Origin of the sequence: Natrinema versiforme JCM 10478, assembly GCF_000337195.1 — an archaeon.
GTDB classification, from domain to species: domain Archaea; phylum Halobacteriota; class Halobacteria; order Halobacteriales; family Natrialbaceae; genus Natrinema; species Natrinema versiforme.
In genome coordinates this window covers 1-19,989 of the sequence record NZ_AOID01000046.1, presented here as the reverse complement: position 1 = coordinate 19,989, position 19,989 = coordinate 1, and the positions used below count along the sequence as shown (strand labels likewise).

The following is a 19,989-nucleotide window of genomic DNA, read 5'->3' as shown; positions in this document are numbered from 1 at the left end:
CAGCCCGCTCAGAGATGTGTATAAGAGACAGGTTCCACGTCACCGAGACCTGCTTTCGCTCGCCGCCGCGGAAGTCGAAGGTCGCGGGCCGACCCCGGGTGTAGCGGCGCTCGTCGCTGGCCTCGAGGTCGCCGTCGACGCGCCAGCCCCAGCGGCGCTGGCCGGCCGTCGGGAGTTCGACGGGTACCGGGAGTCGGTTTTTGAACTCGACGGTAATTTCGACGGGATCGTCCCGCTCGTAGACGCCGCGGTCGGTCGCGATGGAGACGGAAACGGCTCGTCGGGCGAGCGCGTTCGGGACCAGCGCCGCGAGGAACGTGACGACGGACGGCCGGGACGTGCCGTGATCGAACCCGAACTCGTCGCTCGACTTCGATTCCGCCTGCCGTCGCGGTCGAGAGCGTCCCATAGACGACGCGACCAGCCCAGCGTACTAAACGGTAGGGTATGCCATACCTCGGTGAGAACCGCCGGCTCGAGCCGATGCGAGCCGTCCCGTCGCGCGGCACGGACGAACGGTGGGCTGCGCAGGTCTCAGCAGCGACTGTCGGTATGTCGTTGCCGGCCGCGACGGGAGTCGCGACCGGACTCGTTGCAGAACAATCCCATTTCCCACCCCCAGTTATCGCCAGGCCGGAAGCGTCGGTGCGTCGTCCGCCTGCATGGACATCCACGCACCGTCCGCGGAGATATCCGCGATGACGTACTCGTCGCTCGCGGCCGTCGAATCGATCGAACCGACGATCGTGTCGTCGGACGTCATGGCGTGGGAGTTCGTCGCCATGTGAGAGAGTGACACTCACGTACATATAAACGCATCGAATCTGACTGTCCGCTCGCGATACCGATCGGAAATCGAACCGATACCGGGTGTGAAACACTGGGTTTATACTCATTTTCGCCGTACCGTGGGGATATGAACGTAGCCGACGCGATGACGCCCCGCGAAGACGTGGTGACCGCCGACCTGCCGGGGACCCGCTCGGACGTCCTCGAGTACATCCAAGAACAGTCGTTCTCCTCGGTCCCGGTCGTCAAACCGACCGACGACGGCCTCGAGTACCGGGGACTGATCTCCCGGGAGACGCTCATCGACCAGCCCGACGAGGACCAGCTCGTCATGCTAATGGACGAGGCCGTCCCGACGACGACCGCCGGGACCGCCCTCGAGGACGTCGCGCGGACGATGGTCGAGGACGGGGCACGCCGCGTGCCGGTCGTCGACGGGGAGTTCGAGGGCATCATCACGGTGACCGACGTGATCCACGCGATCGCGGCCGGCGATCAGGAAACCGAGGGCACCGTGGATACCTACGCGAGCGAGAACGTCAACACGACCTACGAGGGCGCGCCGCTACCCGTCGCCGAGCGGGAGCTCTCCTACGCGAACGTCCCCTACACCGTCGCGCTGGACGACGACGGCCGGATGAGCGGCGTTCTGACGGAGGTCGACGTTCTCGAGGTCGCCCGCATCGTCGAGGGCGAAGAGGAGACGGGCGACAACTTCGGCGACCAGGACGACGAGTGGTCGTGGGAGGGCATCAAGGCCGTCGGCAGCCGCTATCTCCCCACGCGGGACATCGAGCTGCCGGCGGGGCCGGTTCGGGAGTTCATGAGCGACGACGTCGTGACGGTCGCGGCGGACACGACGGTCCAGGAGGCCGCACAGCGCATGATCAGCAACGACATCGAACAGATTCCGTTGGTCACGGGCGAGGAGCTGGTCGGCATCGTCTGTGACGTGGACCTCCTGGAGGCGCTGTATGAGTGACGACCACCAGGCCGCGGGTGAGTCGGACCCGACGAGCGAGAAACTGGTCGAACTGGCCAAACGGCGGGGCTACTTCTTCCAGTCCTCCGGCGCGTACGGCGGCGTCGGCGGCTTCTACACCTTCGGCCCGCAGGGCGCGGCCCTGAAGGGCAACGTCGAGGACGCGTGGCGGGACCGCTTCGCGGTCGCGGAGGGCAACATGGAGATCGACGCGCCGACGATCATGCCCGAACCCGTCTTCGAGGCCTCGGGCCACCTCGACGGCTTCGACGACATGCTCGTCGAGTGTCCGGAGTGCGGCGAGAGCCACCGCGCGGACCACGTTGTCGAGGACAACACCGAGTACGAGGACGCCGAGAGCCTCCCCATCCCCGAGGTCGAGGAGGTCATCGCCGAGTACGAACTCGTCTGTCCGAACTGCGGCGCGGGACTGGCAGACCAGGACGTCGAGACCTTCAACCTCATGTTCGCGACGAACATCGGCCCCGGCGACTCCGACCCCGGCTACATGCGCCCCGAGACCGCACAGGGCATCTTCGTCGAGTTCCCGCGGCTCAAGGAGTACGCGCGCAATCAGCTCCCCTTCGGCGTCACCCAGATCGGCCGGGCCTACCGCAACGAGATCAGTCCGCGGCGCTCGATCATCCGGACCCGGGAGTTCACGCAGGCCGAACTCGAGTACTTCATCGACCCCGAGGAAGACGAGCCGGACCTCGAGGCGGTCGCGGACGTCGAGGTGACGCTCTATCCCGCGAGCGAACAGAACGCCGACGACGGCTCGGAGATTCGAACGACGATCGGCGAGGCCATCGAGGAAGGGATCATCACCAGCCCGTGGGTCGCCTACTTCCTCGGCGTCGCCAAGCCGTGGTACGAGGCGGTCGGCGTGGACATGGACCGATTCCGGTTCCGCCAACACCTCTCCGGCGAGCGCGCCCACTACGCGGCGGACTGTTGGGACGCCGAAAGCGAGGTCGACGGCAACTGGATCGAGATGGCCGGCTTCGCCTACCGGAGCGATTACGACCTCTCGAAACACGCCGAACACTCCGGCGACCGCTTTACCGTCTTCCGGCAGTACGACGAGCCGAAGACCGTCGAGCGAGCCACCGTCGACCCCGACATGAGCTACCTCGGCCCCGAGTTCGGCGGCGACGCCCAAGCCGTGGTCGACGAACTCGAGGCCCTCGCTGCACGCGACCGCGAGGCCTTCGAGGGCGACACCGTCGAGATCGACCTCGAGGGCGAGAGCCACGAGATCCCCGTCGAACAGACCGGCTTCGCGGTCGAGGAACAGACCGAGGCCGGCGAGCACATCACGCCCCACGTCATCGAACCCTCCTTCGGCGTCGATCGACTCGTCTACACCGTCCTCCACCACGCCTACCGCGAGGACGAGGTTTCCGGCGAGGACCGGACCTTCCTCGAGCTCGAGCCGGAAGTCGCCCCTACGTTCGTCGGCGTCTTCCCGCTCCAGACCGACGACGAACTCGAGGCCGAAGCGCAGACGATCGCGGCGGAACTGCGAGAGGCCGGGCTGTCGGTCACCTACGACGACTCGGGCAATATCGGGCGGCGCTACCGCCGGCAGGACGAGGTCGGGACGCCGTTCTGCGTGACGGTGGACTACGAGAGCATCGAGCAGGAGGACGGCGGCGTCACGGTCCGCGAACGCGACTCGACCGACCAGAAGCGACTGCCGATCGACGACCTCGCCGAGACGCTGTCGGCGATCCGGGCCGGTGACCTCGAGTTCGAGGAGTTGTAGCGGGCGTATCGCCAGCCTCGACGACACAGGTTTCCGTTGCATCCGCGAGCGAACGAGAGCGCGGCGCTACGCGCCGCGAAAAGACGAGCGGTTAAGCCGCGAGTCGAGTGAGCGAGCGGGCCGACAACCGATGTGGAGGGACGCGAAGCGTCCCGAAACGGAGGGAGGAGTGCTTTTGATCAACCGTTTACCGAGGGACGCCGCGCTGTGTGGCAACGCCACCAGCGCGGCAGACCGCAGGGTAAAAGGTTGGAACTGATCGACGGACTGAAGGTCACCTCTCTCGAGGCACGACATGATGGCCGACGAACTGAAGCGGCGACTCGTCCACGCCAGCGGCTCGGGGCTGGTCGCCCTCTATCTGCTCGCTAACTATCTCGAGCTCGGGCTCACGTGGCCCCGATTTCAGGTTCTTATGGTCGCGCTTGCGACCGGCGCGCTCGTCCTCGAGTTCCTGCGGCTCCGGGTCGGGCTCGACTGGCGGCTCTACGACGTGCTCACCCGCGAGTACGAGCAGGACAACCCCGCCGCCTACGCGCTGTACCTGATAAGCATGGCCGCCGTCGTGGTGGTCTTCGAGCCGGATATCGCCCTCCCCGCGATGTTGATGCTCGCGCTTGGCGACCCGATCAGCGGCACGGTCTCGGACAACACGCTCAAGCGGGTCAAGCCGCCGAAGGTGCTCGGCACGATGTTTCTCGTCTCGACGGTGATCGCGATCCCGTTCCTGCCGATCGCCGCGGCGCTGGTCGCCGCCCTCGGCGCGACGCTGGCCGACGGCGTCACCCTCGAGATCCGGACCTACATCATCGACGACAATCTGACGATCCCCATCTACGCCGCCTGTCTGGCGTTTCTCGCCCTCGAGCTCGCGCCGGTGTAGGCCCGAGCCGGAGTCGAGAGATCGCCGCCGGGCGAGCTGACCGGTTCCGATATCGGCACGGCCGTCCCGTTCTGGGTCGCTCGAGGCCGTCGCCGGTCGGTGGAGATCGGATCAACCTGTTTGTGCGGCCGTCAGGCGTTCAGCCGCCAGAGTTCAAAATTGAGGACAGCCGCGAAGGTCACCCACGCGAGGTAGGGGACCAGCAACGCCGCAGCGCGCGTATCGACCCGTCGGAACGCGACGATCGTACCGACGACGAGTCCCCAGAGCGCGACGATGACGCCGAGCGCGAGAAGCGGTGCCTCGAGCGCGAAAAAGGCGGGCGTCCACGCGACGTTGAACGCCAGCTGTCCGACGAACAGCCCCAGCGCGAGGCGACGGCCGTCGGCATCGCTGCGCCAGACGAGCCAGACGGCGACGCCGAGCAAGGTGAAGAGTAGCGTCCAGACGACCGGAAACGCGATCGTCGGCGGGTAGAACCACGGCTTCTCGAGGGCGCGAAACCACGGCGTGTCGGGCGAGGAGACGACACTCGGCGCTGCGCCGATGAGGTTGACCAGCAGGACGAAGCCGGCCGCAGTGAGGATCGATCCGCCGTCGGGGGGGCGATGGGCGATCGGTCGATTCTCCATACGCCGCCTACGGCAGCGACGGACGTATACTCCCCTCCCGACCCCGTCGGACCGCGAAACCACTTTCACCGCGGTACGGGAACCCTTATTCGCGGCGGCGGTGAACGGCCGGTAATGGCTACGACGGACGAGGAAATCGCGTCTATTGAGCACCCCCTCCTCGAGCCCGACTTCCTCGAGCGGCGGCTCTACCAGTTGAAACTCGCCGGTACGGCGGCGAACCACCACACGCTCGTCTGTCTCCCCACCGGGCTCGGGAAGACGACGGTGAGCCTGCTCGTCACGGCGCGGCGACTCGAGGAGGTCGGCGGCAAGTCCCTGATGCTCGCCCCGACCAAGCCCCTCGTCCAGCAGCACGCGGATTTCTATCGCGAAGCGCTGCAGATTCTCGACGAGGAGATCGTCGTCTTCACCGGCGACGTGAGCCCGGACGATCGCGCCGCGATGTGGGAGTCGGCGACGGTCGTGATGGCGACGCCGCAGGTGATCGAGAACGACCTCGTCGGAAGTCGGATCTCGCTTGCCGACGTGACCCACATCACCTTCGACGAGTGCCACCGGGCGACCGGCGACTACGCCTACAACTACATCGCAGAGCGCTACCACGCCGATGCGAAGCAGCCGCTGGTCACCGGGATGTCGGCCTCGCCCGGCGGCGACGAGGAGGCCATCCTCGAGGTCTGTGAGAACCTCGGCCTGGACGAAGTCGAAGTGATGACCGAGGAGGACGCCGACGTCGACGAGTTCACCCACGACACCGACGTCGAGTGGGAACGGATCGACCTCCCCGAGGAAGTTCTCGAGATCCGGGACGCGCTAAACGAGGTGATCAAAGAGCGTCTCGAGAAGCTCAAGGAACTCGGCGTCGCGAGTTCGACCCAGCCCGATCAGTCCCAGAAGGACCTGAATCGGATGCGGGCCGAGTTGCAGGAACTGATCAACAACGACCAGTCCGAGGGGTTCGAGGGGATGTCCATTCACGCGGAAGTGATGAAACTGCGGCAGGCCGTCACCCTCGTCGAGACCCAGAGTGTCGAGGCGCTGCGTCGCTACTTCGAGCGCCAGCGCAATCAGGCCCGGTCGTCAGGCGCATCGAAGGCGAGCCAGCGGATGGTCTCCGATCCGCGGGTACGCGAGGCCATGCGGAAAGCAGAGAGCTTCGACGAGATCCATCCCAAGTACAGCAAGGCGCGGATGCTGCTGGCCGAAACGCTGGGGCTCGAGGGCGGCGATCGGGTCATCGTCTTCACCGAGTCCCGCGATACGGCCGAGGCGCTAACCGACTTCCTCTCGGAGAGTTTCGACGCGAAGCGGTTCGTCGGGCAGGGCGACCGCGAGGGGTCGGACGGTATGACCCAGAAACAGCAACAAGAGGTGTTAGACGAGTTCCGCGCGGGCGAGTTCGAAGTACTCGTCTCCACGTCGGTCGCCGAGGAGGGACTGGACGTGCCGGAGGTCGACCTCGTGCTCTTCTACGAGCCCGTGCCGACCGCGATCCGGTCGATCCAGCGGAAGGGTCGGACCGGTCGCCAGTCCGAGGGCCGCGTGGTCGTCCTGATGGCCGAAGACACCCGCGACGAGGCCTACTTCTGGATCTCGCGCCGCCGCGAGAAGGAGATGGAAAACGAACTCCGGGAGCTGAAGGGGATGGCCGACGAACTCGCCGAGGAACTCGACGATTCCCAGCAGTCGCTGGCCGATTTCGGCGACGGGGAAAGCGGAGTGAAAGTAGACGGGAACGGCGGCGAAGGCGACGCCGTCGGCGATTCTTCCAGCGGAAGCGAGGGGGTCGAGGACCGGCCCGGATTACAAGAGTTCGCTCTTGAAAACTCGAGCGGCGAGGCGGACGCTGAGGACGCCGATGGAGCCGACGACGAAGTCGAGACTCACGAACCCCACGCCGAGGGTGACGCGGTCGAAATCGTCGCCGACCAGCGCGAGATGGACGCCAACATCGCACGGGACCTCTCGAGACGCGAGGAGATCGAGGTCAGCCTCGAGACGCTCGACGTGGGCGACTACGTCCTGTCGGATCGCGTCGTCGTCGAGCGCAAGTCAGTCGCGGACTTCGTCGACTCGCTGGTCGGGGGCGACCGGTCGGTCTTCGAGCAGGTCGGCGCGATGGCCCGCCACTACTCGCGCCCGATCGTGGTCGTCGAGGGCGAGGGGCTGTACGAACAGCGGGACATCCACCCGAACGCGGTCCGGGGCGCGCTCTCGAGTCTCGCCGTCGACTTCGGCGCGAGCGTCCTGCGGACCGAGAGCGAGGACGACACGACCGACCTGCTGGCGGTGATCGGCGGCCGCGAACAGGAGACCGCCGACCGCGAGATATCGGTCCACGGTGAGAAAGGCAGCAAGACCTTAAGCGAGCAACAGGAGTACGTCGTTGCCTCGATCGCCGAGATCGGGCCCGTCACCGCACGGTCGCTGCTCGAGGAGTTCGGCACGGTCGAGGAGATGATGATCGCGACCGAAGACGAGTTACAAGCAGCCGACGGCGTCGGGGCAGTGACCGCCGAGCGCATCCGAGAGGTCGTCGGGAGCGAGTATACGGGGTAGTCGGCGTTTGTGATCGGCTCGAGCGGCTCGGGTCAATCGCTGATTTCGGACGCGATTCCGTCCTCGCCGTCGTCGGGGGTGGAAACGCGGTCGGCTTTTCCCTCCGCGCGGGCGACGAGCCGTTCGGCGGTGAGGACACACCAGATTCCGAGGACGACGCCCGCGAGGACGTCCACTAACCAGTGGATGCCAAGATACATCGTCGAGACGACGACGAGGGTTGCCACGACCGACGCGATCGAGAACCACCGCGGATAGACCCGACGCGAGCGCCACGCGAACAGCGCGACGATGACCACGAGCGACGTGTGCAGCGACGGGAATACGTTCGTATTCGCCGAGACCTCCGCCGTGAGTTCCTGGGTCTGCGGATAGAACTCGTACATCAGTCCGCTGACCGCAGACAGGTGATTTCGCGGGCCGTAGGCGATAAACAGCGTGTAGAAGAGCGAGCCGACCGCGGCGTTGAGCGCGTAGGCGGTCAGCAGTTCCTTGAAGCGGCGCTGGGTCGGCAACAGGAAGTAGAGGGCGAGTGCGGTCACCAGCAGGTACGGGAACCCGAACATGTACATCGCGGAGAAAAAGCCGATCAGGGCATCGGGGACGATCGCCTGCAGGTGGGCGACGAACAGCCCTTCGACGGCGTAGATCTCCTCGGTGATGTCCCAATCGAGCGCGTACGACAGTTCCAGACGGGATTGATGCGTGAACCGTTTGAGCAGCAACACCAGCACCGAGACCCCGACGTAGGGCGCGATAGCGCGGAGACGCCCCGTAATGTCGCCGGCCGCTTGCCGGAACGCCGAGGGGGACACACAGAGGGTACAGGTGACTCCGATGCCGATACAGACGATCGCCGCCGTGATGAACGTGACATAACCCAGTGCCATCAGTATACGTCCTCCATGAGTGAGGTAGTAAGCGGTCGCGAGCCACGGTCTGGATGCTTCTGGCACCGAATATCGCGGGAGGGCGATGCGCCGTTCCGGGACGGACTGGACGAGTGGTCCAGCCGTCGTCGGGACCGGTGTCGTGTCATTCGGTACCCGTTATTTGATGGCTCGTCACCGCACGACCGTTATCGATACGTGTAGGTTAATTTAATGTATATCTATTGGTCCGTCTCTCCACTCGAGTCGAACCCGGCCCGGGTCTCGAAAGGCAGCTCTGACGATTGGGAGATCGGAGAGTGAACACGGGGAACGGACACCTGTGTCCTCGACGAGCAAAGCGAGCGGGTGACTCCCGCCGACTACCAGTCAGCGCAGCGTCGATAGCGCCTCGCCGGCCTCGCGGGCCGCCTCGAGGCATTCCCGTGCATAGCGGGGGTCGTCCGTCGCAGCGGCCTCGTCGGCGAATTTTTCGAGGGATCGGAGGAGCGCGTCGCGAGCGGCCTCGAGGTCGCCGTCGACCGACGACGGACTCGCGGCGGGGGCGCGGCGGGACGACCGCGCGGACCCGGAATCGGCCGAGTTCGAGGCGTTCGATCGGGCCGTCGAGCGCGGTTGCCGAGCATTGGTCGAGCCGCTCGAGGCGTCCGCGTCGGCTCGCGTCGACTGCGTTCGCTCGTCGGCTGGCTGGGTCGCCGACGTGGGGTCGGTCGTCGGCTCGGCGTCGAGTTCGGAACCAGTGCGGCCGGCATCGCCCGGTTGGGGGCCGGAGTCGGTATCGACCTCGGCCGCGGAATCGGTCGGTATCTCCTGCTCGGCGGCCGTCGCGGCGGCGTCAGAACCGTCGTCGGCCGCTCCCGCTTGTCCGCCCTCGGCCGGCTGGGCCTCGAGGTCGGTGCCCTGGACGGCGTCGGGGTTGCCGTGACAGCTGGGACAGAAGGTGGTGCCGTTCTCCTGAAAGAGCGGATCGCCGCAGGTGCCACAGTGGGCGTTGGTCATCGTCGCGCCCTTGAGCAGCAGGTCGCTCATTCGCTGGGTCGCCTCGCGCTCGGCCTTGTCCTGCTCGTATTTCTCGCGAAGTTTCTCGCGCTCGGCTTCCTTGTCGAAGTCGCTCATGTCCGTTGAGACGTGTCGAAGCGTCGAAAAAGCTGCGACACTCGACGGTCCCCGAATCGGGGGTTGGTCACGGCTCGAGCGCGGCTTCGACGGCGTCGACGGCCTCGGCCGGCGTGTCGACCGGCTCGAGGTCGATGCCGAGATCGGAGACGTCGTGGGTCTCGAGGCCGATGACCGGCCGATCGTAGATGCTAGCAAAGCCGATCTCCGAGAGGGTGCCGACGCCGCCGGCGAGCGCGATGACTGCATCGCCGTTCAGCGGGACGAGCGCGTTCCGGGCGTGGCCGAGCCCGGTCGCGATAGCGACGTCGACGAACTCGTTGGCCGCGTCCCGGTCCTCGCCGGGGAGAATCCCGATCGTCGTCCCGCCTTCGGCGTTCGCGCCGCGACAGACCGCCGCCATCGTGCCGCCGCGACCGCCACAGACGACCGTGTGGCCTCGAGCGGCGAGTTCGCGTCCCACCGCTTCCGCGCGGGCCGCCTGTTCGTCCGTGATCGTTCCACCGCCGACGACGCTGACGCGCATGTCCGAGTCCTCGGCGGCGGTGGACATGATCGGTTCGGGCCGCAGGCGTCGCGCCGGACACCTCGGGTCGATCTCGAGCCGATCATAACTCGCGGAGCGACGAGAAATCGCCCGGCCGAGAGATACGACAATCGTCGAGATGATTTCGTCACTGCCGGGTAAACCGACGGGTTCCGACGGATTTAACGTGTGGGATGGGGAAGCATTACGCGATATGACGAAAGTGAGCGTGGTCGGCGCGGCCGGGACCGTCGGGGCCGCCGCGGGCTACAACATCGCGCTTCGGGACATCGCGGACGAACTCGTCTTCGTGGACATTCCGGACAAGGAAGACGACACGATCGGACAGGCCGCCGACGCCAATCACGGCGCGGCCTACGACTCGAACACGACGATCCGGCAGGGCGGCTACGAGGACACCGAGGGCTCGGACGTCGTCGTCATCACCGCCGGCATTCCGCGCCAGCCGGGCCAGACCCGGATCGATCTGGCGGGCGACAACGCCCCGATCATGGAGGACATTGGCTCCTCGATCGCCGAGCACAACGACGACTTCATCACGGTCACGACGTCGAACCCCGTCGACCTGCTGAACCGGCACCTCTACGAGACGGGCGACCGCGCCCGCGAGAAGGTGATCGGGTTCGGCGGCCGGCTCGACTCCGCCCGCTTTCGCTACGTGATCTCCAAGCGCTTCGACGCACCGGTACAGAACGTCGACGCCACGATCCTCGGCGAGCACGGTGATGCACAGGTTCCGGTCTTCTCCAAGGTCCGGGTCAACGGCCAGGACCCCGAGTTCGACGAGGACGAGCGCGACGACCTGCTCTCCGAGCTCCAGACCTCGGCGATGAACGTCATCGAGAAGAAGGGCGCGACCCAGTGGGGGCCGGCGACCGGCGTCGGTCACATGGTCGAGGCCATTCTCCGGGACACCGGCGAGGTGCTCCCCGGCAGCGTGAAACTCGAGGGCGAGTTCGGCCACGAGGACACCGCCTTCGGCGTGCCGGTCAAGCTCGGTTCCGACGGCGTCGAGGAGATCGTCGAGTGGGACCTCACCGAATTCGAGCGCAACCAGCTCGGCGAAGCCGCCGAGAAGCTTTCCGAACAGTACGACAAAATCTCGTAGACGGCGGCGTTCCGAGACCGAGGCAGTAGCCGTCTTTCGTTCTTTCTCACGCCGCTCGAGTCGCTGTTAGGGAATCAGTTGCTCGCCGTCGTCGTCGTAGATGACGATCGCGTCGACGGGACAGGATCGGGCGGCGAACTTCGCGTCGAGTTCCGCGTCCTCGGGGACTTCCCGGACGAACATCCCGTCCTCGACTTCCTCGCTGTCGGCGAGGATCGCTTTTCCCTTCGATTTGTCCTTCTCGAAGGCGTCCCACTCCGCGACGCACTGGAACATCCCGATACAGGTGTCCTCGTCGAACTCGACTTTCATGGCCGGAGATTCGGTCGATCGCGGTAAATCGTTAGCGGTCGTCGTCCGTGTGGTGTGTTAGTCGGAATCATTTATCAGTATGAAGTTATTATCGGAGACGGTCTCGACACGAACATGGCGCGGGACCGGACCGATCCGTCGAGGAAACCGAACCGACAGGCTACTCGAGCGGACCCGCTTGGACGGGCGATGCTCGCACACTGGCGCGACGATCCGGGACGGTTGACCTATCGCGACGGGACGGACACACAGGACGGCACCGTCGCCGAGTTCTACTTCTCGAGCCCCGAGTCGTGGGAGGCGAAGACGATCGACCGGCTCGAGCGCCTGTGCGATCACGACCCGATCCTCGACGTGGGCTGCGGAGCGGGGAAACACCTCCTGTGGTGGGCCGAGCACGGGGTCGAAGCCACCGGCGTCGACGTGAGTCCGAACGCTGTTCTGACGGCCCGAGAGCGGTGCGAGGTCCACAGGACCTCGAGGCGAAGCGGTGAAGCCGCGGAGCGCGGCTTCGAGGCCGTTCTCCTCGGCAACATGTTCGCGCTCCCCGTGGAAACGGGCGCGTTCGGAGCCGTCCACGCCGTCGGCACCCAGCTCGGGCTCGGCCGCTCGCTGGCCGGCATCCGCGAACTGCTCGGCGAGTTCGCTCGCGTCACCGACGACGGCGGGGTCGCGGTCGTCGACAACTACGATCCGACGCGGGTGGGCGACGACTTCCTCGGCTATCGGTCCGATCCCCGAGCGGGAATCGCTCACCGGTGCTTCCACCTCGAGTTCGAACGCGAGACGGCGGCGGGTGAGCGCTACCGCGAGGTCGGGCGGACGCTCCAGTTCCTGCTGTGTTCGCCCGCGCGGCTCCGCGAGGCGACGAACGCGACGCCGTGGTCCATCTGCGACGTCCGCCGAACCGACGGAACGGGCCATTACAGCGCAGTTCTGGAAAAACGGGGTCCCGCGGGCAGCGAACCCGGATAGCAACGGAATCCCGATCGCGGATCGTCTGCCGAGCCAACGCTTTTCCGCGGGGTCGTGGAGACGGCGTACGAGAGACGGAATGGTCGCACTCTCCTCTGGGGTCCTCGTCGGGGTCGCTATCCTGACCTGTCTGTTCATGGCGTGGGTGCTCGGGGCGAACAGCAACTCGCCGCCCTTCGCCCCCGCGATCGGTGCGAACGCGATTTCGACGATGCAGGCCGCGTTCGTCATCGGAATCCTCGCGGCTGCCGGCGCACTCATGCAGGGCGGGAGCATCTCCGAGACGATCGGCGCGGATCTCATCGACGGCGTCACGATCACGCCGCTGGCCGCGACCGCCGGGCTGCTGACCGCGGCGAGCTTCATGGCGATCGGGATCTACACGCGGTATCCGATCCCCGCCGCGTTCGCGACGACCGGTGCGATGGTCGGCGTGGGCCTCTCGCTGGGCGGCGATCCGGCGATGGCGACCTACCGGCGGCTCGGAACCTTCTGGCTGCTGGTGCCGATCATGTCCGGCGGACTGGCGTACGCGACGGCGACCGTTCTGCGGCGCGACGACGTCCCCGAGACGATCGGGGTGCCGCTGTTGGCCGGCATCGTCGGTGCGATCGTCGCCAACGTCGGTCTCGGGGTGATTCCAGATCCGGCCGCCGGTCAAGGGACACTGGCCGGATTCGTTGCCCGGCAGTTCGGCGGTGGCCCGATGCTCGCCTCGGGCGTCGATCTCGGAACCGTCCTCGTGACGATCGGCGTCGGCGTGCTGGCGTTCTACTGGGTCCGCAACCGCGTCCTCGTCTCCGTCGAAAGCGGGATCCGCTCGTTTCTGCTCGTTCTCGGCGGCATCGTCGCCTTCTCTTCGGGCGGTTCGCAGGTCGGGCTCGCCACCGGCCCGCTCGAGAACCTCTTTCGAGCCGAACTCGGTCTCCCCGGAATCCTCCTGCTCGCGATCGGCGCGGCCGGGATCCTCGCCGGGGCCTGGATGGGCGCGCCGCGACTGTTACAGGCGACTTCCCGAGAGTACGCGCAACTGGGCGTCCGGCGGTCGATCGCGGCGCTGGTGCCGGGCTTTATCATCGCGCAGCTAGCGATCGCTCTCGGAATCCCCATCTCGCTGAACAACATCATCCTCTCAGGGGTCATCGGCGGCGGACTGGCTGGCGGCTCCGCCGGCGTCTCGCGGCGCAAAATCGGCGTCACGGTCACCTTCTGGTTGCTCACACTCGCGAGTTCCGTCGTCGTCAGCTACGGCCTGTACCGACTGTTCGCCGCGGTAATCGGGGGCTGATCCCGGATGGGTTCGGCTTCGAGCGCACCGGGAGCTACTCGAGGACCGTCACCGGCTCGGCGGTGCGTTCGACGACCGTCGCGGCGATACCGTGGCCGAGAAACCGCCGCAGGAATCCCGCCGATCCGGTCCCGGAGCCGTACATCACGACGTGGTCGATCCCCTCGTCGGACGCGTATCGGGGAACGACGGTTCCCGGTCGTCCCTCGGCCGTCTCGATCCGGACGCGATCCGCCGCCGCGGAATCGGCGACCGACTCGAGCAGTTCGGTCGCGCTCTGTCGGGCCTGTGCGGTCCGTTCCTCGCTTCGCTCGAGGACCCCGCCCTCGCTGAGCGGCGCGTCAAGCGGCGTCACGACGGCGAGAAGAGTGATTTCGGCCTGTGGAAACGTCTCGAGGGCGTAGGCGAGTGCCTCGTCCTCTCGCGGACGGCCGAGAGTGGGGACGAGGACGCGGTCGGGGGCGGCCATAGGGCGGTCTTCGACCGCTACTCCTATCGGTTTATCGCCGCGGTGCTACCACGGGACTCGAACGGAATCCGATTCGGAGGGGAAGAGAAGGCTGTAGATCCCTTTTGTGGGCGCAATACCGGAAGCGCCCGTATCGAGACGATAGTTTAAACCGCGGGACGCGCCAAGGGCGGATAATGAATACCGAGGAGCTGACGGGGCTCCCGCCCGGTGCCATCGACCACTTCCGGAACGAGGGCATCGAGGAGCTCTACCCGCCCCAAGCCGAGGCGGTCGAGGCCGGGGCGACCGAGGGCGAAAACCTCGTGGCCGCCGTCCCGACTGCCAGCGGGAAGACGATGATCGCCGCGCTGTCGATGCTGTCGGCGGTCCAGCGGGGCGGGAAAGCGCTCTACATCGTCCCCCTGCGGGCGCTCGCCAGCGAGAAAAAGGAGGAGTTCGAGGCCTACGAGCAGTTCGGCGTGACGACGGGCGTCACGACCGGCAACTACGAGAGCACCAGCGACTGGCTCGCGACGAAAGACATCATCGTCGCCACGAGCGAGAAGGTCGACTCGCTCGTGCGAAACGGAGCCGACTGGCTCTCGGATCTCACCTGCGTCGTCAGCGACGAGGTCCACCTGATCGACGACCGGAACCGGGGGCCGACGCTCGAGGTGACCCTCGCCAAACTCAGGAAGCTCAACCCGCGGATGCAGGTCGTCGCGCTCTCGGCGACGGTCGGCAACGCCGACGAGATCGCCGACTGGCTCGACGCCGCGCTTGTAGATACGGACTGGCGACCGATCGACCTCCAGATGGGGGTCCACTACGGCAACGCCCTGAACTTCGACGACGGCTCGACCCGGGAGGTGCCCGTCGACGGTAGCGAAAAGCAAGAGGCCGCACTCGTCCGCGACATCCTCCAAGAGGAGGGATCCTCGCTCGTATTCGTCAACTCGCGGCGGAACGCTGAGGCTGCCGCGCGGCGGTTGGGCGGCGTCTCGAAGAACGAACTGACCGCCGAGGAACAGGCCGAACTCGCGGAGTTGGCCGACGAGATCCGGGACGATAGCGATACCGAGACGAGCGCGGATCTGGCCGAGGCCGTGGAACACGGGTCGGCCTTCCACCACGCCGGCCTCTCGAGCACCCAGCGGACCATCGTCGAGGACGCGTTCCGCGACCGGCTGCTGAAGGTGATCTCGGCGACGCCGACCCTCGCCGCGGGCGTCAACACCCCCGCCCGCCGCGTGATCGTCCGCGACTGGCGGCGCTTCGACCCCAGCGCCGGCGGCATGGCACCCTTGGATGTCCTCGAGGTCCACCAGATGATGGGTCGAGCGGGTCGACCGGGGCTCGACCCCTACGGCGAGGCCGTCTTGCTCGCCAAGAGCCACGACGAGAGCGAGGAGCTGTTCGACCGCTACATCTGGGCCGATCCCGAACCCGTCCGATCGAAACTGGCGGCCGAACCCGCCCTGCGGACCCACGTCCTTGCGACCATCGCCTCCGGCTTCGCCCGCACCCGCGAAGGGCTGCTCGAGTTCCTGGAAGCAACGCTCTATGCCAGCCAGTCGAGCGAACCCGGCCGGCTCGAGACGGTCACCGACACCGTCCTCGAGTACCTCGAATCGAATGATTTCATCGAGCGCGATAGCGCCGGAAGCGACGGCAGCGAGGACATCGCCGACGGCGCGTTCACCACCGCGGCCGACCTCGAGAGCGGTGGCCGCGACGAGACACTCGAGGCGACCAGCCTCGGTCACACCGTCTCGCGGCTTTATCTGGACCCGATGAGCGCCGCCGAGATCGTCCACGGCCTCGAGCACGCCGACGAGCGCCCGACGGCGCTGGGGCTCTACCACCTCGTCTCGCGGACGCCGGACATGTACGAACTCTACCTACGCTCCGGCGAGGACGAGGAGTACGGCGAACTCTACTACGAGCGCGAGACCGAGTTGCTGGGCGACGCCCCGAGCGAGTACGAAGAGGACCGCTTCGAGGACTGGCTCTCCGCGCTCAAGACAGGCAAGTTACTCGAGGACTGGGCCGACGAAACGGACGAAGAGCGGATCACGGACCGGTACAAGATCGGGCCGGGTGACCTGCGCGGCAAGGTCGACACCGCGGAGTGGCTGCTGGGCGCAGCCGAGTCGCTGGCCGCCGAAATCGACAGCGAGTGGACCGTCGCGGTCCGCGAGGCCCGCGCCCGCGTCGAGCACGGCGTGAGTGAGGAATTACTGGAACTCGTCTCGGTCGGCGGCGTGGGCCGCAAGCGTGCCCGCCGGCTCCACGATGCGGGGATCGAGGAGCCCGCCGACCTCCGGTCCGCGGACAAGGGCGTCGTACTGAGCGTGCTCAAAGGGGAGAAAACAGCCGAGAATATCCTCGAGAACGCCGGCCGGGAGGACCCCTCAATGGATGGCGTCGAACCGGCATCGACAGGGTCGGGCGGCGGTGGTGACGTGACGAAAGCGAACTCGCGCGACGATGCGGATACCGAGAAAACGGCGGCGGAGACGCCGGAGGCGGACGACAGTCAGGCAAGTCTGGGTGATTTCTGATGGAGCTACTCGAATGCCGTCTCGAGATCGACGATCTGGACGCGTTCGTGGCCGACCTCGGCCCGATCGGTGACCGCCACGGCGTGACGATCCAAGCGTTTGACGCCCGCTACGTCGCCGACCGCGCCCACCTCGAGCGAGCCGTCGAATTCGCCGCCCGCGCCATCGAACGCGGCGAGAACGTCGCCCGGGACCGCGCCGTCGAAATCTTGCTGTACGCCGCAGGTCGCCGACAGATCGACCGCGCCCTCGAGATGGGCGTCGGCGAGGGCGAGACCCGGGCGGTCGTCCTCGTCGACGGCAGTGGGAACAGTGATGTCGACGCCGACGGAGCGGCCGCGCTCGACGAAATCGAGGGCCTCGAGGCGTTCGACAAGCGAGCGTCGACCCTCGAGAGACAGGACAGCGAGACCCTCTGTGACTTCTTCGAGATCACCGACACCGAGCGGGCGGCCACCGTCGCGTCGCTCTCGGCGCTGGTCCGCGAGCGGGTCGCGCTGCTCGAGGTCGAGAAGTAGCCGCAGCAACGAGCGGCCGCCGCGGTTCGAGAGAGTCGACGGCACGCTCTTGTGCGATCGTCTCGAACTCCGTTCATGGCCAGCCTCGAGGATCCGCTCGAGATCGGCGGCATGACGGTTCCGAACCGACTCTATCGCGCGCCGCTGCTCGAGTGTGCCGGCAACGGCCCCGACGCGGTCGACGCGCTGATCGACGACCTCGAGCCTGCGGCGGCATCGGGCATCGGGCTCATCTGTCAGGGCGCGACGATCGTCCGCGGCGACGGCGGCTGTGCCGCGCCGGGGATGACCCGCGTCCACGACCCCGCGTTCGTCTCGCGACTGTCGCGACTGACCGACCGCATTCACGATCACGGGAGCCGGATCGTCGTCCAACTCGAGCACGGCGGCCTCCGAAGCATGGAGACGTGGCACGCCCAATATCGCGAGGAGCATCCGGGTCTCGAGCAACTCGCCGTCTCGGAGCCACCGTGGCAGTTGCGGCTGCTCGACCGACTTGGGTTCCTCGAGTACGATCCGCACGTCCTCACGACCGCGGAGGTGTACGAGCTCGCGGCGGATTTCGGCCGCGCGGCGGCCCGCGCCGTCGACGCGGGCTACGACGGCGTCCACCTCGCCGGAGCGAACATGGGCATCGTCCAGCAATTCCTCTCTCCCTTTTACAACCGCCGGGACGACGAGTTCGGCGGCTCGCCCGAGGCCCGCCTGCAGTTTCTCGCCGTCGTCCACGACGAGATCCGCGACCGGGCCGGCGACGTGCCGCTGCTGACCAAGGTCCCGGCGGAGACGCCGGCACCGCCCGCGCCCGTCGTTCGCCGGAAGCTTTCGCTCGAGGACGGGGTCGAAATCGCTCGCCGACTCGAGAAAATCGGCTACGACGCGGTCGTACCGGTGCAGACGTCGGTCGTCTGGGACATGAGCATCGTCCGCGGGGAGTACCCCGAGCGAGCGTGGACCAACGAGGGGCTGCAAGCGGAGTACGACGCGGCGTTCGGCGGCGCGGCGCGAAAGCGACTCGTCTCGATCGCGAACCGGGTCCAGTCGCTCCAGTACGACTTCGAACCCGCGTGGAACGCGGACTTCTGTCGGCGCGTTCGCGAGCAGGTTTCGATTCCCGTGCTGGCGGAGGGAGGGATTCGCGAGCGAGCGCAGATGGATCGGTTGCTGGGTGGCTCGAGCGGCGGAGACGAGCCACCGACCTGCGACATGGTCGGCATGGCCCGGCCCTTCTACGCCGAACCGCGGCTGGGTGCGCGGCTGCTCGAGACTGAGTCCGAGACCGAAAATCCGCGCGTGCTCTGTGAAAGTTGCAACAACTGTACGGTGCCGCAGGTAACCGGCGCGCCGGGAATCTGTCGGACGCCTGCTGTGCTACGCAAGCGGGGCGATCTCGAGCGGGAGGGGGCGTACGAACGACCCGAATCGTAACTTATCCGGAGACGGTGCCGTTCGTCAGTTCCTCGAGGGTTCCCTCGACGGTATAGTCGGGCGCTTCGACTTTGAACTGCGAGTCCGCCGACCCCGCGAAGTAGAGCTGGAGCGTGTACGAACCGTCATCTCGGATCGGCGCGATCTCGCTGCGATTCGCATCGATTTGATTGAGAGCGACCGTCTCATCCGAGTACTCGGAATCGGTCGTTCCGTTGATTTCATACTTTTTCCATTCGGCGTCGACAGCCGAGCCTTCGATGGGGTAGGCGTTGTTGATCCAGCCGCTGAGTCCCTCGTCGATCGCGTAGGTGTTTTCGTATCCCGCATCGATCAGGGAGGCGGCACGCTGGGACGACAGGTGGTGTGGACACCGACAGTAGGTGACGATCCGGGTATCAGTTGACCACTCCTCGACCGGATCATCATCGACGCTGCCTGCGTCGCTCGCCGGCGAGAAGACGGCCCCTTTGATCCGGGCTTCGTCGTACTGGGCCCGGCCGCGCGCATCGGCGAACCGCGCCTCGTCGTTTTTGAACCACTCGTAGGCGTCCTCGACCGGGACAAGTGGAACTTCGGGGCTGGTCCTCGAGTTCAGTTCGTAGTCGAATTCGTTGGCCGCTGTCGCGTCGCTATTGCCACCGAGACAGCCCGCGACCAGGCCGACCGTCGTCGTCCCGCTGACGGCAAGGAACGTCCGTCGATTCATACGGACAGCTAACGAGGACAGGGAGATATGACTTCTGGTGACGCGGGAGTTACCGCGAGACCCCTTCGTTTCGACTGGAAACCGGGAGACAGGGCTGGTGAAGTGCTCGAGTCGAAACAGCAGAGAAGTAGTCCATGCTGGATTCGAACCAGCGTCGAAGCCCCCAGAAGGCTTCAGGATTGGCCACTACCCTAATGGACTTGACATGTTTCGCCGGTCTCCGATTTCCGACGAGGTACCAGATAGTAGTGGGAGTGCATATTAGAGTGTTACGAACTGGACCGGGAACGGGTCGCGTGTCGAGTACATCTCGAGTCGGGGCTGCCGTTCACGACGTATCGACCGCCGGTGGTTCATAATGTTCCGCTCGATGGCAGTGGCCGTGTTAAGTTAGGAATGAGGCGGTCGAAGTTCTGGATGCCTATGGCCAAAACTGACCGCCTCGCCGTCTCTACTGGATGGATCGA

19 protein-coding genes and 1 tRNA gene are annotated in these 19,989 nt (G+C 66.3%); 10 read left to right on the top strand and 10 right to left on the bottom strand.

The annotated features are described in order from the left end of the window. Positions 1-409: hypothetical protein (locus C489_RS14675; RefSeq protein ID WP_006432096.1), on the bottom strand; the 409-nt coding region annotated here is incomplete at its 3' end. Between the two features lie 213 nt (positions 410-622). After that, positions 623-784 (bottom strand): DUF7556 family protein, encoded by a 162-nt coding sequence (locus tag C489_RS22235; protein ID WP_006432095.1) that lies wholly within the window; start codon positions 782-784, stop codon positions 623-625. 132 nt (positions 785-916) lie between these two features. On the opposite strand from C489_RS22235, the gene C489_RS14670 reads away from it, so the two are divergent. The 3 genes from C489_RS14670 to C489_RS14660 all read left to right on the top strand — a co-directional run bounded on the left by C489_RS14670 (position 917) and on the right by C489_RS14660 (position 4,422). Further along, complete coding sequence (locus C489_RS14670) at positions 917-1,771, top strand: CBS domain-containing protein (RefSeq protein ID WP_006432094.1); 855 nt, start codon at positions 917-919, stop codon at positions 1,769-1,771. After that, a complete protein-coding gene (gene glyS, locus C489_RS14665; protein ID WP_006432093.1) occupies positions 1,764-3,539 on the top strand; it encodes a glycine--tRNA ligase in 1,776 nt (591 codons plus the stop codon). Before C489_RS14670 ends, glyS begins: the two co-directional genes overlap by 8 nt. Before the next feature lie 298 nt (positions 3,540-3,837). Beyond that, positions 3,838-4,422: a diacylglycerol/polyprenol kinase family protein gene (locus C489_RS14660; RefSeq protein WP_006432092.1), complete on the top strand. Its 585-nt coding sequence runs from the start codon at positions 3,838-3,840 to the stop codon at positions 4,420-4,422. A gap of 131 nt (positions 4,423-4,553) precedes the next feature. On the opposite strand, the gene C489_RS14655 is transcribed toward C489_RS14660, so the two are convergent. Further along, complete coding sequence (locus tag C489_RS14655) at positions 4,554-5,054, bottom strand: TspO/MBR family protein (RefSeq protein ID WP_006432091.1); 501 nt, start codon at positions 5,052-5,054, stop codon at positions 4,554-4,556. A gap of 114 nt (positions 5,055-5,168) precedes the next feature. Here C489_RS14655 and C489_RS14650 point away from each other — a divergent pair, with 114 nt between their 5' ends. After that, positions 5,169-7,616 (top strand): DEAD/DEAH box helicase, encoded by a 2,448-nt coding sequence (locus tag C489_RS14650; protein ID WP_006432090.1) that lies wholly within the window; start codon positions 5,169-5,171, stop codon positions 7,614-7,616. Positions 7,617-7,648: 32 nt separating this feature from the next. Here the strand turns inward: C489_RS14650 and C489_RS14645 are convergent, their stop codons facing one another. From C489_RS14645 to C489_RS14635, 3 genes are all read right to left on the bottom strand, one after another. Beyond that, positions 7,649-8,506, bottom strand: coding sequence for a phosphatase PAP2 family protein (locus tag C489_RS14645; RefSeq protein ID WP_006432089.1), 858 nt, complete (start codon positions 8,504-8,506; stop codon positions 7,649-7,651). Between the two features lie 369 nt (positions 8,507-8,875). Then, a complete protein-coding gene (locus tag C489_RS14640; protein WP_006432088.1) occupies positions 8,876-9,622 on the bottom strand; it encodes an Sjogren's syndrome/scleroderma autoantigen 1 family protein in 747 nt (248 codons plus the stop codon). A 67-nt stretch (positions 9,623-9,689) separates the two neighbouring features. Beyond that, positions 9,690-10,148, bottom strand: a complete 459-nt coding sequence (locus C489_RS14635) for a TIGR00725 family protein (RefSeq protein WP_049890912.1) — start codon at positions 10,146-10,148, stop codon at positions 9,690-9,692. 214 nt (positions 10,149-10,362) lie between these two features. Here C489_RS14635 and mdh point away from each other — a divergent pair, with 214 nt between their 5' ends. Further along, entirely contained in the window at positions 10,363-11,277 is a 915-nt protein-coding gene (mdh, locus tag C489_RS14630) for a malate dehydrogenase (protein ID WP_006432086.1), read from the top strand. Between the two features lie 66 nt (positions 11,278-11,343). Here mdh and C489_RS14625 read toward each other — a convergent pair whose 3' ends face one another. Then, a complete protein-coding gene (locus C489_RS14625; RefSeq protein ID WP_006432085.1) occupies positions 11,344-11,589 on the bottom strand; it encodes a ferredoxin in 246 nt (81 codons plus the stop codon). Between the two features lie 114 nt (positions 11,590-11,703). Between C489_RS14625 and C489_RS14620 the strand changes: the two genes are divergently transcribed. Continuing rightward, positions 11,704-12,564, top strand: coding sequence for a class I SAM-dependent methyltransferase (locus C489_RS14620; RefSeq protein WP_049890911.1), 861 nt, complete (start codon positions 11,704-11,706; stop codon positions 12,562-12,564). A 79-nt stretch (positions 12,565-12,643) separates the two neighbouring features. Continuing rightward, the gene (locus tag C489_RS14615; protein ID WP_006432082.1) at positions 12,644-13,852 is read left to right on the top strand and encodes an inorganic phosphate transporter; all 1,209 of its coding nucleotides are present in this window, start codon (positions 12,644-12,646) and stop codon (positions 13,850-13,852) included. A 34-nt stretch (positions 13,853-13,886) separates the two neighbouring features. On the opposite strand, the gene C489_RS14610 is transcribed toward C489_RS14615, so the two are convergent. Then, the gene (locus C489_RS14610; protein ID WP_006432081.1) at positions 13,887-14,321 is read right to left on the bottom strand and encodes a universal stress protein; all 435 of its coding nucleotides are present in this window, start codon (positions 14,319-14,321) and stop codon (positions 13,887-13,889) included. A 176-nt stretch (positions 14,322-14,497) separates the two neighbouring features. Between C489_RS14610 and C489_RS14605 the strand changes: the two genes are divergently transcribed. The 3 genes from C489_RS14605 (at position 14,498) to C489_RS14595 (ending at position 18,813) form a co-directional block, all read left to right on the top strand. Further along, entirely contained in the window at positions 14,498-16,867 is a 2,370-nt protein-coding gene (locus C489_RS14605; protein WP_006432080.1) for an ATP-dependent DNA helicase, read from the top strand. Continuing rightward, the gene (gene cgi121 / locus C489_RS14600; protein WP_006432079.1) at positions 16,867-17,385 is read left to right on the top strand and encodes a KEOPS complex subunit Cgi121; all 519 of its coding nucleotides are present in this window, start codon (positions 16,867-16,869) and stop codon (positions 17,383-17,385) included. The genes C489_RS14605 and cgi121 overlap by 1 nt, the downstream gene beginning before the upstream one ends. Before the next feature lie 75 nt (positions 17,386-17,460). Then, on the top strand, positions 17,461-18,813 hold the full coding sequence (locus C489_RS14595) for an oxidoreductase (protein ID WP_006432078.1): 1,353 nt from the start codon (positions 17,461-17,463) through the stop codon (positions 18,811-18,813). 1 nt (position 18,814) lies between these two features. On the opposite strand, the gene C489_RS14590 is transcribed toward C489_RS14595, so the two are convergent. Both C489_RS14590 and C489_RS14585 read right to left on the bottom strand, forming a co-directional pair. Beyond that, positions 18,815-19,522 (bottom strand): rhodanese-like domain-containing protein, encoded by a 708-nt coding sequence (locus tag C489_RS14590; RefSeq protein WP_006432077.1) that lies wholly within the window; start codon positions 19,520-19,522, stop codon positions 18,815-18,817. Between the two features lie 128 nt (positions 19,523-19,650). After that, positions 19,651-19,723 (bottom strand) — tRNA-Gln (locus C489_RS14585). Positions 19,724-19,989: the final 266 nt, after the last annotated feature.